We start from the raw sequence: 14,886 nt of genomic DNA on the forward strand, positions 1-14,886 counted from the left end.
CGTTATTCAATGAACAGATTGACGCGTAATAAAAAAAGTTCTTTCCGGAATTCACTGTGCCACCAGCACGGCACACCACTGCGATGCCAGCCCGGTAAGCGGCAACTGGTCGCCCGCAGCCACCGTTTTACCGGTCAGCACATCCTGGTAGCGGCGCTGGCTCAGTGCGGTGGGCAGCGCAATGACCGTGTCAGCCCAGCGCGCAGCGGGCGGCTGGTCGAGATTCTCCGGAAGCTGGTTAAAGACCCGGCGTGACACAACCACTATCACCGCCTGATCCTGTTTGGTGCGGGCAAAGGCCAGCACATTATTCTGCTGCTCGCCCTCTGCCGACAGTGCCAGATAGTCACCGTGGCGGAACAGGGCAGGCTGTTGCTGACGCAGCGTCAGCAGCGTCACAATCGCCTGCTGATTGACCTGACCACGCAGCCAGTGCGCCTCGCTGCCGTCGTGCTGTGGCGCGTTAAGCATCGCCGCCAGCGCGTCGAAATCGGGTTCGCGGCGGTTATCCGGATCGACCAGGCTGAAGTCCAGTGCCTCGCTGCCCTGATAAATATCGGGTACGCCAGGCGCGGTAAGCTTCACCACAGTCTGTGTCAGACTGTTGACCAGACCGGCACGCATAAAGGGTTGCAGCGACTGGCAGAAGTCATTGAGGAAGGTGCTGTTGGCGGGCGCAAGCAGGTGACGGGCATAGCCCAGCACTGCCTCCTCATAGGCGTCGTTATTGTCGGCCCAGTCGGTACGCAGCTTGGCTTCACGCAGCGCTTTTTCCACATAGACCACAAAGCGGGCTTCCAGCGCCGCCAGACCTTCCGCATCCTGCGGCAGCAGGGTGGTTGGCCAGACGCCCGCCAGCGCTTCATACAGCATCCATTCCACGGCCGGTTCGGGTGCCGGACCATCTTTCAGACGTACGACCTGATCGTGGTTCATCTCCCGCCAGCGGTTGACGCAATCCGCCCAGCGTTGCGGCGCTTCGGTAAGGGTATAGAGTCGCGCACGCGCATCTTCACCGCGCTTGGTGTCGTGCGTAGAGGTGCCCGACAGCGCATCGGGCTGATGTTCGCGCCGCGCCTGCATTTCAGCGTGAAACTGATCCAGCGAGAAGTGGCGCGCCAGCGGTTCAGCGCCGACTTCATTCAGCGCCAGCGCCATGTGCTGACGGAAGAAGAGGGTATCTTCCACCGATTTCGCCATCAGCGGTCCGGTCAGCTGCTGGAAGCGGGTGCGGAATTGCGTGGCATCGTCGCGAGCGGAGTCGGCAACCTCTGCGCGCAGAATATGGGTCAGGAAATCAAGCGCCTGACTGTCGGGCGCATGGGCACTGGCTTTCACCTCGCTGACCACCTGTTGCAACAGCGCGGTGTCGGCTGGGGTCAGGCCCTGCGGCGTACCATAGGTGCGATAGACCGGGAACGCCACCAGCAGTTCACGCAGCGCATTCTTCAGTTCCGCTTCCGGCTGTGGCGTACCTTCTGCGTCGGCAATCTTCAGTGCCAGCTGCAGTAACCGGTTAAATTCACCGGCAAAATTGCGGTTTGCCATCAACAGTTTGGCGGCGCGCAGCTCCGCTTTCATATCAACGGTTTTACCGATGACGGCCTGATACGCTTTGCGCAGTCCGCTCAGCTGATCGCTGTCGACCAGCAGATTGGCGAGTGCGGCCATAAATTCATATCCGGTGGTGCCGGAAACCGGCCATGCATCAGGCAGCTGTTCATTGTCACCCAGGATTTTCTCCACGGTGAGATAGCAGTCGGGACCGGCAGCCTGGCGTAACTGCTCCAGATAGCCGTGCGGATCGGCCAGGCCATCCACGTGGTCGACGCGTAAGCCCTGCACCGCACCGCTGTGAACCAGTTCCAGGATCAGCTCATGCGCGGCATCAAAGACCGTTTTGTCTTCCACGCGCACGCCTACCAGACCGGTGACTTCAAAGAAGCGACGGTAGGAGAGATCGTTGGGCGCATCGCGCCACGACATCAGCCGCCACGGCTGCTGGTCATGCAGTTCAGCAATCTCCGCCGCGTCGCGCAGGGCGAGCACCGCTTCTTCCCGATCCTGCCAGGTCTCAGGTGCCAGCGGATAGAAATTGTCGAAGTAGGCCAGCGCCGGTTTGCCGGTCTGCGGATCGCGCTTCACGCTGATCTCGCCGTTGGCCAGCACCGCCTCAAAGGTGTCACCGAGGAACGGCAGCGTCAGGCGGCGTGACCAGTCGATATCGAAGTAATGCGCATAGCGGCTCTGTTCGCCATGCTCAATGACGTCGCGCCACCACGGGTTCTCCAGCGAGGCGGCCATATGGTTGGGCACGATGTCGAGGATCAGCCCCAGCCCGGCCGCTTTCAGCGCAGCAGCCATGCGATCAAATCCTTCACGGCCGCCAATCGACGGCTCGATCTGGTTAACGTCGGTCACGTCATAGCCGTGGGTCGATTCAGCAGTAGCGCTGAAGATCGGTGACGCGTAAAGATGGCTGATACCCAGCTGTTTCAGGTAGGGCACCAGCGCCGCCGCACGGTCAAACGTCATGCCGTTGCGGAACTGAATGCGGTACGTTGCGGTTGGAATATTCATTCTGCTTCTCTCTTAGCCAGGCGAACCACGATAGCGTTGGGAATCAGTTCGCTGGCGGCCTGCGGCCAGGCAAACAGCGTTTCGCCTGGCAGATCGGGGATCGGCTGTGTGCTGTTGCCGACGTTCAGCGCCAGTGACAGCGTGCCCTGCGGGAAGTCCCAGCGCACCGCGAGGAAACCTTCCGCCGTTTTCACCACCTGACCGGCATCGCCACCGGCAGTCTGCAGCAGCGGCACGATATGTTGCTGACGCAGGGCCAGCAGCTGACGCGTCAGCGCCAGCCACTGCTGACCTTCCGGCGTTTCTGTTCGCTGCCAGTTAAGCTTCGACTGTTCAAAGGTGGTGACATCGTTGGGATCCGGCACAGTTTCGCCGTGACCGGCATGGCCTTCAAACTCTCTTGCGCGACCTTCACGCACCGCTTTGGCCAGATCGCCGTGGAAATCGGTGAAGAACAGGAACGGCCGGGTTTCGCCATACTCTTCACCCATAAACAGCAGCGGAATATGAGGCGAGACCAGTAACATCGCCAGCAGCACCTGGGTGCGCTCTGCGCCGGCCAGGCTGATGAGCCTTTCGCCCTGCGCACGGTTGCCCGTCTGGTCATGGTTCTGGATGAAGTCGACAAAGGCGACCGGCGGCTGGCTGCTGCTTTTCACGCCGCGTGGTTCACCCGACTGCGGCGAGACTTCGCCCTGATAGACAAAGCCTTCTGCCAGCGCCCGCGCAACCCGCTGTTCTGGCTGGTCGGCGAAATCCTGGTAATAGGCGTGGCTTTCACCGGTTGCCAGCACATGCACGGCGTTGTGGAAGTCATCGTTCCATTCGCCAGTAAACAGCGGAGCGTCCCCGTTTTCGTCACGCGGATGCAGGAAGGTGACGTTACGGCAATCTTCGGTGGTCAGATGAATAGGGCGATCGGTAATCGTGGCGCGGATGCGCTCAGCAATGTCAATCAGCACATGCTTGTCGCTGGGATCGTCAATCTGATCGATGGCGTCAAAGCGCAGGCCATCCAGATTAAACTCCTGCAGCCAGTAGAGCGGCGCTTCCACGATATAGCGGCGCACCGCATCAACGTCATAGGCGATACCGGCGCCCCATGGCGTCTGGCGCTCTTTGTGGAAGAAGTCTGGTGAGAGCAGCGGCAGATAGTTGCCCTCAGGGCCGAAGTGGTTCAGCACGATATCCAGCACTACCGACAGACCGTGGCCGTGTGCTGCGTCAATAAAGGCTTTAAAATCATCGGGTGTGCCGTAGGCAGCATGCGGTGCATAGAGCAGCACGCCATCGTAGCCCCAGCCGCGATTCCCGCCGAACTGCGACACCGGCAGCACTTCAATCATGGTAATGCCGGTTTCAGCCAGCGTTGGCAGCTTCTCAATCGCCGCCCGGAAGGTGCCCTCAGTCGTAAAGGTGCCGATGTGCAGTTCATACACCACCGACTCCTGCCATGGACGACCCTTCCAGCTCGTGTTCTGCCACTGATAAGCGTCAGGATCGATCACCAGCGACGGGCCATTGACCTCTGCTTTCTGAGCGCGGGCGGCGGGATCGGGCACCGTTGTACCATCGGCCAGCACATAATCATATTCGGCATTGGCTGCCACACCAGCGACCTGAGTTTCAAACCAGCCGTCAGCCTGCGGCGTCATCTCAATGTCTTTACCGGAGAGCCGTAGCGTCACGCGTTGCTGACCGGTTGCCCAGAGGCGGAAACGCACCTCGTCGCTGGCAACCCGTTCAGCGCCCCAACTTTTAAAAAAAGATTTGGATTCCATTCAGTTGCCTCATTTAGCCTGGAAATGCGCGATGGTGGCCACCGCACGAAAAGGATGTCGATGACGCAAGCGTCAAAAAATCTTAAAGCTATCAGCGAGACCAGGAGACCAGGAGGCCAGGTGGGCTGGCGCGTCTCTTCAGTCAGAAAGCCGGACTGGTATTCAGCGTGGTGTGGCGGAAAACGGGCCGTGAGACCGCTTCCACGCGGCATACAGAGAGTAATCATAGACTAAGATGTTGCAATCGCAGGGCGGCGGGAGGTGGAGAGGCATTAATTTGCGTTAATTGCTGTGAATCTGCATCCGGCGGGGCGAAAGCAGGAACCAGGCGCAGAAAAGCCTGCCGGATGGCGCCGATTCGCTATAAGCTTATGCGCGATGGCGCAGGTCGCTCCGGATGACCTGCGGCGCTGAACACTTCAGAAGGATGTTACGTGAGGAAAAGAGTTCTGTTAGCCGCGTTGTTGTTGCTGGTCTCCGCCTGTTCTAACCGGGTCGGACACAGGCTGGACAGCAGTAATCTGCAGCAAATTCATGCCGGTCAGACCACTAAAGCCCAGCTGATCGCGCTGTTCGGTCAGCCTGACAGTGAAACGCCTTACCCGGACGGGCAACGGTTGCTGAAGTGGACCTACAGCGAGGCGCGCACCCTGAATACCACCGAAGGGCAGACGCTGACCGTGCAGATGAAAAATGACAAAGTGCTGAACTATGCGCTGAGTAAAAGTTAATGCGCTGAGCAAACGTGAATCACGGCGGCGGCAGATCGCCACCGCGTATTCTGGTTACTGCCCGCCGCTCTGCTGTGCATCCCGGCTGTCGGGGCGCGGCTGAGCCAGACGGGCAAAATCGGATCCTGCCGGATGCTGATAAATCTGCAGCTCAAAGTGGCGGGCCATCGCGTAGATATACTCAAAGATCGCTGCCTGAGTATTTTCATAATCGGCCCAGAAAATAGAGGAGGTGAAGCAGTAGATCTCCACCGGCAATCCATCCGGCGACGGTTTCAGCGGTCGCACCACGATATACATCTCTTTCTGAATGTCGTCACGCTGCGCCAGCCAGGCGGTCAGGTATTTACGGAACACCATCAGATTGGTGATGCCGTTCTCCATAAACCAGCGGTCGCCCACGGCATTGATATCACGCCCATCCAGCAGCTCAGTGATCGATTCGCCAGCGAGACGGATCTGGCTCATCGCCTGCAGCATCTCCTGATTCACAAAGGTGATCGACTTCTGATCAAGATAAAAGCTGCGCATGATGCGGCGTGCGCCCGAGGAGAACATCGCCTGCCAGTTGGTGTAGGTCTCGGTCAGGAAGTTCTTGGTCGGGATGCGCGAAATGGTGTTGTCCCAGTTGCGGATGGTGATGGTATGCAGAGCAATATCGATCACTTCACCACTGATATTTCTGTCCGGCATCTCAATCCAGTCGCCCAGTTGCAGCACATCGTTAGAGGAGAGCTGAATATTCGCCACCAGCGACAGCAGCGTATGCTGGAAAATCAGCATCAGCACCGCGGCGACCGCACCCAGCGAGGAGATGATAATCGCCGGCGACTTGTTGGACATAATCGCCAGAATCATGATCGCGGCGATAATATGCACCAGAATTTTTCCGATCTGGATATAGCCTTTGATCGAGTGATTCTTGCGTTTTGATTTGCGCGAATAGGAGTTGTTAACAATCTCCAGCACTTCGTTGAAGAAGATCGACAGATAGACAAAAAACAGGATGCCGCAGATGGTCTGAATCGCCACTTTCAGATTTTCAGGCAGGCCCGGCATAAACTGCAGGAAATTGTAGACCACAATCACCGGCACAAAATTTGACAGCTTCTGAGAGAGGCGGACATCTTTATCCAGCGGCACGCCCTTTTTGTGGCTGCTGAAAAAGACCTTCCTGATCACTTTGACAATGAAAAATTTGCAGATCAGGTGAGTGACCATCCCGGCCATAATCAGCAGCAACAGGCTGAAGCTGATCGACAGTACCCTGTTTCCCTCAATAAAACTCATCAGACTCTGAATGTAATGCATGATAACCACGTGCAAAAAAGATAAGGGGCGAATTCAACCACAGCACGGGGACGGTTGTTAAGCGCCGAATGCGTTCAGGCTGAGCCGCACCGCTTTTTTTGCGTAACGGCGCGCTGACAGCACCCTCCATCCTGCGGATTGTTACCTTCTCTGGTGCAACACTCAGATAAACGCCGCGCTGGCCGATAACAGCTTTATCTCCTCTGATATGAGCCTGCGGACATGCTTAAAAATATTAAAATCACTCACGGTATCGCTGCTGTTCTGGTGATCTTTGTGGCGTTACTGACCCTGACCGGATTCCTGTTCTATAACGGCGTCTCAAAAGCCGACAAAAACTTCGTGGCGGCAGAGCAGCTTACGCTGCAGCAGCAGCACCTGAGTGACGCGGTAAAAACCCTGATCAAAACCCGCGTCACCATCAACCGCGTGGCAATCCGTTTCCTGAAAAATCAGCAGGATCCAAAATCACTGGCAGCCATGGCTGCGCTGCTGGAGCAGGCTGGAAAGTCTGCTGCTGCCGCCGATGCGGACTTCAAAGCCTGGCAGGCGCTGCCGCGCAAAGAGGGCCAGGGTGAAGCCCAGGCGACGCAGGTGCAGTCAGCCTACCAGCAGATGCGTGACACCATGCTGGCCTCGATTACCTTTCTGAAGCAGGGCAACTACGCGGGCTACGGCAACCTTGAAGCGCAGGCGGCGCAGGACCAGCTCGACAGTGCTTATGAGGCCTGGCGTGCAGTGAACATCCAGCTGATGAAAGCGTCCTCGGAGCATAACCAGCGTAGCCTGACGGATGCGCTCTGGGCGCTGCTGACTATCGGCCTGATCACCGGCGTGATTGGGGTCGCGGTCTGGATTGGGCTGCAGAAATTGCTGATTGGCCCACTGGGCAGGCTGACCGGCCATATGCGCGCCATTTCGGGCGGCGATCTGACCTCCGATATTCAGCACGAAGGCCGCAATGAGATGGGCCTGCTGATTCAGGAGCTGCAACAGATGCGCGATGCGCTGGTGGTGACCATTACCTCGGTCGATGACGCCACCCGCTCTATCTTTACCGGTGCAGCGGAAATCTCTGCGGGCAGCACCGATCTCTCTTCCCGTACCGAACAGCAGGCTGCCGCGCTGGAACAGACCGCAGCCAGTATGGAGCAGCTCACCTCAACGGTGAAACTCAATGCAGACAATGCGCAGCAGGCGACCACGGTAGCGAAAGAGGCTTCAGCCACGGCCATGCAGGGCGGTGAGACTGTCGCCCGGGTCATCGCCAACATGGATCAGATCAGCGAAAGCTCGAATCAGATCGCCGGTATCATCGCCATTATCGACAGTATTGCCTTCCAGACCAATATTCTGGCGCTGAACGCCGCCGTTGAAGCCGCGCGTGCCGGTGAGCAGGGTCGTGGATTTGCAGTGGTAGCGGGTGAAGTGCGCTCGCTGGCCGGGCGCAGCGCCAGCGCCGCGCAGGAGATCCGGGGACTGATCGACCGCTCAGCCGAGCGGATTAAAACCGGTGCCGGTCATGCTTCTCAGGCGGGCGTCGCGATGGAGAGCATCGTGACGTCGGTGAGTCGTGTCACGCAGCTGATCGAAGAGATCGCGGCCTCCTCTACTGAACAGACCCGTGGCATTGAGCAGGTCTGCAAAGCGGTCTCGGAAATGGATGGTGTGACGCAGCAGAACGCCGCGCTGGTGGAGGAGTCCGCGACTGCTGCCGCCTCACTGGAAGAGCAGGCAAGCTACCTGCGTAAAACGGTATCGGTATTCAAAACCGGCACTCTGCAGGTGGCGTTCTCTGCTGCGCCGGTGGCGAAAGCCCTTGCCGTGCCAAAACTTCAGCCTGCCCGCCTGGCGGACAACGATAACTGGCAGACCTTCTGATAAAAAAAACCGCCCCGAAGGGCGGTTTTTTATTTTGTGACGCGGCATGCAGCATCATGCCGCTGACATCAGGCCGGGACGGACTGTGCCTTCTGGCTGCGCGACCAGACGCGGTGCGCTTTCATCGCCTGAGTGAACTCAGACATCAGCGCGCTCTCCGCCGAGTCGCCCTGCACAATACCTTCTTCCTGATCCGCATCCTCCAGACCAAACTGTGCTTTAAAGCGGCGCGCTTCGCCCACCAGACCAATCACCTTGAGGTGCTTGTAGGCTTCCAGCAGGAAGTAACGGGCATCGCCGCTCAGCAGCAGGGCATCGATATTGCCATCCGGCACCATCACCGCATCAAAGGTCAGAGAGGGCAGACCGGCGAACGTCGCATCGACCGGCAGCACTGAACCATCATCGGCGCGCACCTGGCCCATATGCGGAGCCAGCAGTTTGGCGTGAACACCCACCGCTTTCAGCGCCTGCAAAATCGCCAGCACATCAGCCGCCTTCACACCATCGCTGAGCAGCAGTGCGACCTGGCGACCTTTAATCTCGCCATCCGGAATGGCGTAGAGGCTCAGGCTGTCATCTTTAGTCAGGCCATTCACTGGTGCAGGCGGCTGAATGTTGAGCTGCTCATCCGTCAGAGCGAGTCCCAGGTTATCCGCCACGCCCTGCGCCAGTTTAGTATCGATGCGTGCCAGATGATCCACCACACGCTCACGGATATAAGCACGCGCCACTTTACTCAGTTCAAACGAGTAGGCGCCAATGATGTGCTGCTGCTCGACTTCAGTCTGGCTCAGCCAGAACAGGCGAGGCTGCGCATAGTACTCACCAAATGAGGGGCTGCGCTCGCGCACTTTATGGCCCTCAATCCGCTCCTGATAGCTCTCGAAGCCGCCGCCTTCTGCAGCAGGTGGGGTTTCACGCGGCCAGTTATCGTTGATCGAATTCGGCTCGTAGTTCGCCGGATTGGTGTCGATATCCTGACGATGCATGCCCTGACGCTGGAAGTTATGGTACGGGCAGGTCGGACGGTTGATCGGGATCTCATGGAAGTTCGGTCCGCCCAGACGACTGATTTGCGTATCGGTATAGGAGAACAGACGACCCTGCAGCAGCGGATCGTTGGAGAAATCGAGGCCCGGCACGATATGACCCGGGTGGAACGCCACCTGCTCGGTTTCAGCAAAGAAGTTGTCCGGATTACGGTTAAGTACCATCTTGCCGACAATCTCAACCGGCACCAGCGCTTCCGGGATCAGCTTGGTGGCATCCAGAATATCGAAGTCAAATTTGAACTCATCCTCTTCCGGGATCAGCTGCAGGCCCAGTTCATATTCCGGGAAATCACCCGCTTCAATGGCTTCCCACAGATCGCGGCGATGGAAATCGGGATCGCGACCGGTCAGTTTCTGTGACTCGTCCCACAGCAGCGACGCTTTACCGGCCACCGGCTTCCAGTGGAAACGGACAAAGGTCGCTTTACCTTCTGCGTTAATCAGGCGGAAGGTGTGAATACCAAAGCCTTCCATGGTGCGATAGCTGCGCGGAATACCCCGGTCAGACATCGCCCAGATGACGTTGTGCATGGTTTCCGGCTGCAGAGAGACGTAATCCCAGAAGGTGTCATGGGCGCTCTGGCCCTGCGGGATTTCGTTATGCGGTTCCGGCTTAACGGCATGCACAAAGTCAGGGAACTTATGCGCATCCTGAATAAAGAACACCGGCGTGTTGTTGCCCACCAGGTCAAAGACACCCTCTTCGGTGTAGAACTTGGCGGCGAAACCGCGAATGTCACGCACGGTATCAGCCGATCCGGCACCGCCCTGAACCGTGGAGAAACGCACGAAAACCGGCGTGGTCTGCTCGGGATCGCTGAGGAACTGCGCTTTGGTCAGATCTTTCAGGGAGCGGTAAGGCTGAAAATAGCCATGTGCGGCTGAGCCACGGGCATGAACAATACGTTCCGGGATACGCTCATGATCAAAGTGCGTGATTTTCTCACGCATAATAAAGTCTTCCAGCAGCGTCGGACCGCGCGAACCGGCACGCAGTGAGTTTTGATCGTTGGCGATGCGTGTGCCCTGGTTGGTGGTGAGGGCGCGGTCGGTGCCGTTTTTGCGGCTGGCTTCAAGCTGGTCAAGTTTGGCGTTGTGCGTCTGAGGCGCTTTCAGGCTGCCTGGGGCGGTGGGCTGCTTGCCTGGCGGAGTCGGTTCGGCTGGGGGCTGATGCGAACCATCTTTTGGTGCCAGTGAACCCAGACCCGGCTCTGAGGATTCCGGACCGGTGGTGGGGGCGCGCTCGCTCAGGGGTTTCTTCTCTGTTTCTTTCGACATTAATTCATGCTCCAGCTGTTATTTTACTTTCGACGACACTAAATATAGAACAACCTGAACAATACTGAGGTTAAATCGGGCATTTAACTGTGACGACTGTGCCTTTTTTGTCCGCCAGAAAAGCGCACTTATCTCTCAATCCGGATTATCGCTTCGCTTATTCATGCCTTGTGCCGTCTGGCTTAACGGCGTTCCAGCCCGCGCCTGCTATACGGAAAGTGAGGTTTCAGAGGATGCAGAATCTGCCGCCGCAGGAGGCGCTCATTGCCTGATGCAGGGCATTAACCGATTAATAAAATTAATGCTGGAGTTTGCTGCTTTTGGTTGAAGTTAGAAATGTTATATCATAACATTTCATTTTGTAACGTTGACCGGGGTATCAGACTTTGATGAATCATGCAGGTAAATGGATTGGGCTACTGGGCGCACTGTTAGTCAGCCAGCCGTCGCTGGCACACGGCACGCATGCACATGGAAAACCGCTGTCAGCCCTGGAGCAGAAAGCGGCAGAAGGGGTTTTTGCTGACAGCGATGTGAAAGATCGTCCGCTCGCTGACTGGGATGGCCTGTGGCAGTCGGTTTATCCGCTGCTGCAAAGCGGGGAGCTGGACCCGGTCTGGCAGAAGAAAGCGCAGCAGGATCACAGCAAAACGGCAGAGGAGTATAAAGCGTATTACCGCAAAGGCTACGCCACCGACGTCGATACCATCGGTATTGAAAATGGCGTGATGGAGTTCCACATCGGCGACCAGGTCAGCGCCTGCCACTACCGGTATGCGGGCCACAAAATCCTGACCTATGCCTCAGGTAAAAAAGGGGTGCGCTACCTGTTTGAATGCCAGGACGCGGGCAGCAAAGCGCCGAAATATGTGCAGTTCAGCGACCACACCATCGGGCCGCGTAAATCTGCCCATTTCCATATCTTTATGGGCAACGATTCTCAGCAAGCCCTGCTGGCGGAGATGGATAACTGGCCGACCTATTACCCTTACCAGATGATGAACTCACAGGTCGTGGAGGAGATGCTGCACCACTGAGAGCCGGGCCGGTGTCAGATGCTCCGCGGATCAGAGCTGTTTCGCAAGGATAGCGACTGGATTCATTTCCCCCGTTTGAGGAAATATAGATCCTTGAGTTAAGTTAACTCATGAGTTAACTTAACTCCAACGGAGGATCTATGTTTGAGATAACGATACACAAGGACGCGCTCACTGAAATTAAGGCAATGCCAGAGATGCTCCGGGCTAAGCTGGCCCGGCAAATAGATAAACTGGCTGCCCGTGGAACTGATTTGAGAGAGCCGGATACCAAACCGTTAGGGTCGGGTTTTTTTGAGCTCAGGGCGAAGGCCAATGAGATTGGGCGAGCGGTGTATGTTTACCAGAAAGGCAGACGTATTTTTATCCTGAAAGCTTTTGTGAAAGAGACAAAGAAAACGCCAGCAGCAGTCATGACGGCAGCGGCGCACCGTTTAGAGGAGATGTTAAACGATGAGTAAGAAATCAGTTGCGTGGACGACGGCCCGCAAAGAAATTTTATCTGATCCGGCTGTTCGCGAACATTACGAGGCAGAAGTTCGGGCAGAGCACCTGCGCGAGCAGTTAGCCAAATGGCGGGAAAGCGCCGGAATGACCAGCGCTCAGGTCGCGGAGGCGCTCGGTGTCAGCCCGTCGGCAGTGTCACGCACCGAGCGTCGCGCAGATAAAGCCACAGTTGAAACACTCGCCCGCTATGCCCGTGCCTGTGGCGTTGAAAATCCCCAGATCTCTCTTTGATTGAGAGATGACGGCAGGTGCCAGAACAATGCTGGCCCTGCTATTTATCTTGCCTGCTATCAAGCAAACTTTCTTTCCGGTGCACACGCACCCCTCCACGGGTTTTATCCCACCCAGGCCGGGCGGCGCGAGGCGGGTATACCCTTAACCACACGCTGATACGAATCCTCAACCAGCTGCTGAATCAAGCCAGGCGAGAGGTCGTCACCGGGATAGGCCGTGATCCAGTGACGTTTATTCATATGATAACCGGCGGTGATCGAGGGATAGATCACCCGGTGCAGCTCCGCCTGCTGCGGCTCGCATTTCAGGGTGATAATCGGCACACCCCGCAGTTCGGTCAGCAGTAAAAACACTTTGCCACACACTTTATAGACCTGATGTTCCGGCCCGAATGGATAGCTGCATTCAGCGGCGGGCAGCCGCTCAGCCGCTTCAATGGCGATGCGCTGGATCTCATGGCCCTGCATAGTGAGTCTCCCTGTAATTATTCAGCCTGAGTCTGCGGCCCGCGACTGGCTGGTCGCCAGGGGCCTGTTACACTTCTGATAAGCATAAATCAGGAGCAGACATGAAATTAGGCTTTGCATGTAAGTATCTCAACAGCGATGGCAAACAGTTTTTCCCGCTTCGCGCCACCACCCGTAAACGGTTTCTGAGTTTATCGCACGATGAACGTCATCAGCTGATCTATGAGATTACCGTCACTAACCTCAACAATCTCTACCTGACGCTTGAGCATCTGGCCACCTTACCTGAGCCACTCAGGATGATGCGTATTGGCAGCGATCTGTTACCGCTCTATACGGTTCCCGAGGCCACGCCACTGTTCACCGAATTTCTGCCCGAACTCTATCCGCTCTTTGCCCGCTGTGGCGAGCTGGCGCGGGCGCATCACATCCGTCTCTCATTCCATCCAGGACAATATACCGTGCTCGCCTCCGATAATCCCGATGTGGTGGTGCGCGCGCTGGAGGATGTGGAGTATCACACGCTCTGCGCCTGTCTGATGGGATATGGCAAGACCTTCCAGGATTTTAAAATCAACATTCATATGAACGGCAAGGCGGGATTCGACGGTTTCAAACGGTCGTTTAATCAGCTCAGCCCGGAAGCGCGGCGGATGCTGACGGTGGAGAATGATGAGATCTCCTGCTCGCTGGATGACGTGCTGCAGGCAGCACCGCTCTGTCCGGTGGTGCTGGATATTCACCATCACTGGGTAAAAGAGAGTGAGTTTATTCAGCCGGATGACGCGCGTGTAGCCAGAGTGATCGAATCCTGGCGCGGCGTGCGGCCGGTGCTGCACTATTCGATTTCGCAGGAGGGGATGATTCCGCAGGAGGGCTGGCCCGATCAGCAGCAGCTGGGCGTGAGCAAAAGCAAACTGCGGGCGCACTCTGATTACTTCTTTAATCCGACGCTGAATGCATGGGCACTGTCGTTTCAGGATTTCGATATCATGTGCGAAGTGAAAATGAAGAATCTGGCGCGGGAACAACTCTACCAGTGGGGGATAACACAGAAGCTGATAGCTAATCCCCTGGCCGAAGCGACCAGGGAATCGGCGAACGTTAAATAATGGCCACACCGCCCGTCACGGCGATGGTCGCACCTGAAATGTAGCTGGCTTCATCACTGGCCAGCATCACATAGGTTGCAGCCAGTTCTGCAGGCTGACCGGCACGCTGCAGCGGCACTTCGCTGCCAAAGTTCTTCACCTGTTCAACCGGCATGGTCGACGGGATCAGTGGCGTCCAGATAGGGCCGGGCGCGACCGCATTGGCACGGATACCTTTTTCAGCCAGTAAGGCTGCCAGGCCGCCAGAGAAATTAACGATGGCGGCTTTGGTGGCGGAGTAGGCGAGCAGCTTCGGTTTCGGCTGGTCAGCATTGATCGAGGCCGTATTAATGATCGATCCACCAGCAGGCATATGCCGTGTTGCCGCTTTAGTGATGTAAAACATCGCGTAAAGGTTGGTCTTCATGGTCCGGTCAAACTCTTCGTCGCTGATCTCATCCAGCGATTCGCGCGTCATCTGATACGCCGCGTTGTTCACCAGAATATTAATCTCACCAAAGGCTTCGACGGCTTTATCGACCAGGGCGTTGCAGTGTGACGCCTCAGTAATATCGCCAGGCACCAGAACCGCTTTCTGTTCCGCTTCTTCAACCAGCCGGGCGGTATCCTGCGCATCCTCATGTTCATCAAGATAGGAGATCAGGACATCGGCCCCTTCCCGGGCAAAGGCAATGGCGACGGCCCGGCCAATGCCGGAATCGCCACCGGTAATAATGGCTTTTTTCCCCGTGAGGCGGCCTGAACCCTGATAACTCTCTTCGCCGTGATCGGGCTGAGGCTGCATCGCCGCGGTTTTACCCGGTGGCGTTTGTTGCTGTTCGGCAAAAGGGGGTTGCGGGCGTTGAGTCGATGACATGACTATTCCTCCGTCAAAAGGTGGGACAAGCCTGTCAGGGCATCAAACCCTGACAG

12 protein-coding genes are annotated in these 14,886 nt (G+C 57.0%); 6 read left to right on the forward strand and 6 right to left on the reverse strand.

Annotated features, from left to right (window positions below):
- Window positions 1-51: 51 nt before the first annotated feature.
- Together treY and treZ are read right to left on the reverse strand one after the other, a co-directional pair.
- Window positions 52-2,580 carry a malto-oligosyltrehalose synthase gene (gene treY, locus ACMGGP_RS07620; protein ID WP_498798323.1) on the reverse strand — a complete coding sequence of 843 codons (2,529 nt, stop codon included), beginning with the start codon at window positions 2,578-2,580 and terminating at the stop codon, window positions 52-54.
- Window positions 2,577-4,361, reverse strand: a complete 1,785-nt coding sequence (gene treZ, locus ACMGGP_RS07625; RefSeq protein ID WP_307380030.1) for a malto-oligosyltrehalose trehalohydrolase — start codon at window positions 4,359-4,361, stop codon at window positions 2,577-2,579. Before treZ ends, treY begins: the two co-directional genes overlap by 4 nt.
- A 434-nt stretch (window positions 4,362-4,795) precedes the next feature.
- Between treZ and ACMGGP_RS07630 the strand changes: the two genes are divergently transcribed.
- A complete protein-coding gene (locus tag ACMGGP_RS07630; RefSeq protein ID WP_033767119.1) occupies window positions 4,796-5,092 on the forward strand; it encodes a hypothetical protein in 297 nt (98 codons plus the stop codon).
- Between the two features lie 54 nt (window positions 5,093-5,146).
- Here the strand turns inward: ACMGGP_RS07630 and ACMGGP_RS07635 are convergent, their stop codons facing one another.
- Entirely contained in the window at window positions 5,147-6,403 is a 1,257-nt protein-coding gene (locus ACMGGP_RS07635; protein ID WP_010245507.1) for a mechanosensitive ion channel family protein, read from the reverse strand.
- Window positions 6,404-6,625: 222 nt separating this feature from the next.
- On the opposite strand from ACMGGP_RS07635, the gene ACMGGP_RS07640 reads away from it, so the two are divergent.
- The gene (locus ACMGGP_RS07640; protein ID WP_498798324.1) at window positions 6,626-8,284 is read left to right on the forward strand and encodes a methyl-accepting chemotaxis protein; all 1,659 of its coding nucleotides are present in this window, start codon (window positions 6,626-6,628) and stop codon (window positions 8,282-8,284) included.
- Between the two features lie 68 nt (window positions 8,285-8,352).
- On the opposite strand, the gene katE is transcribed toward ACMGGP_RS07640, so the two are convergent.
- A complete protein-coding gene (gene katE, locus ACMGGP_RS07645) occupies window positions 8,353-10,617 on the reverse strand; it encodes a catalase HPII (protein ID WP_010245500.1) in 2,265 nt (754 codons plus the stop codon).
- A gap of 389 nt (window positions 10,618-11,006) precedes the next feature.
- Between katE and zinT the strand changes: the two genes are divergently transcribed.
- The 3 genes from zinT (at window position 11,007) to ACMGGP_RS07660 (ending at window position 12,392) form a co-directional block, all read left to right on the forward strand.
- Window positions 11,007-11,654: a metal-binding protein ZinT gene (gene zinT / locus ACMGGP_RS07650; protein WP_010245496.1), complete on the forward strand. Its 648-nt coding sequence runs from the start codon at window positions 11,007-11,009 to the stop codon at window positions 11,652-11,654.
- Window positions 11,655-11,794: 140 nt separating this feature from the next.
- Entirely contained in the window at window positions 11,795-12,115 is a 321-nt protein-coding gene (locus ACMGGP_RS07655; protein ID WP_010245489.1) for a type II toxin-antitoxin system RelE/ParE family toxin, read from the forward strand.
- Complete coding sequence (locus ACMGGP_RS07660; protein ID WP_010245485.1) at window positions 12,108-12,392, forward strand: helix-turn-helix domain-containing protein; 285 nt, start codon at window positions 12,108-12,110, stop codon at window positions 12,390-12,392. Before ACMGGP_RS07655 ends, ACMGGP_RS07660 begins: the two co-directional genes overlap by 8 nt.
- Window positions 12,393-12,496: 104 nt before the next feature.
- Here the strand turns inward: ACMGGP_RS07660 and ACMGGP_RS07665 are convergent, their stop codons facing one another.
- Entirely contained in the window at window positions 12,497-12,862 is a 366-nt protein-coding gene (locus ACMGGP_RS07665) for an MmcQ/YjbR family DNA-binding protein (RefSeq protein ID WP_010245482.1), read from the reverse strand.
- 101 nt (window positions 12,863-12,963) lie between these two features.
- On the opposite strand from ACMGGP_RS07665, the gene ACMGGP_RS07670 reads away from it, so the two are divergent.
- Window positions 12,964-13,974 carry a UV damage endonuclease UvsE gene (locus ACMGGP_RS07670; protein WP_033779260.1) on the forward strand — a complete coding sequence of 337 codons (1,011 nt, stop codon included), beginning with the start codon at window positions 12,964-12,966 and terminating at the stop codon, window positions 13,972-13,974.
- Here ACMGGP_RS07670 and ACMGGP_RS07675 read toward each other — a convergent pair.
- Window positions 13,967-14,830: a glucose 1-dehydrogenase gene (locus ACMGGP_RS07675; protein WP_498798325.1), complete on the reverse strand. Its 864-nt coding sequence runs from the start codon at window positions 14,828-14,830 to the stop codon at window positions 13,967-13,969. The genes ACMGGP_RS07670 and ACMGGP_RS07675 overlap by 8 nt on opposite strands.
- Window positions 14,831-14,886 lie beyond the last annotated feature (56 nt).

The organism is Curtobacterium sp. BNK-1, assembly GCF_048685235.1.
In the GTDB taxonomy this organism is placed as follows: Bacteria; Pseudomonadota; Gammaproteobacteria; order Enterobacterales; family Enterobacteriaceae; genus Pantoea; species Pantoea agglomerans.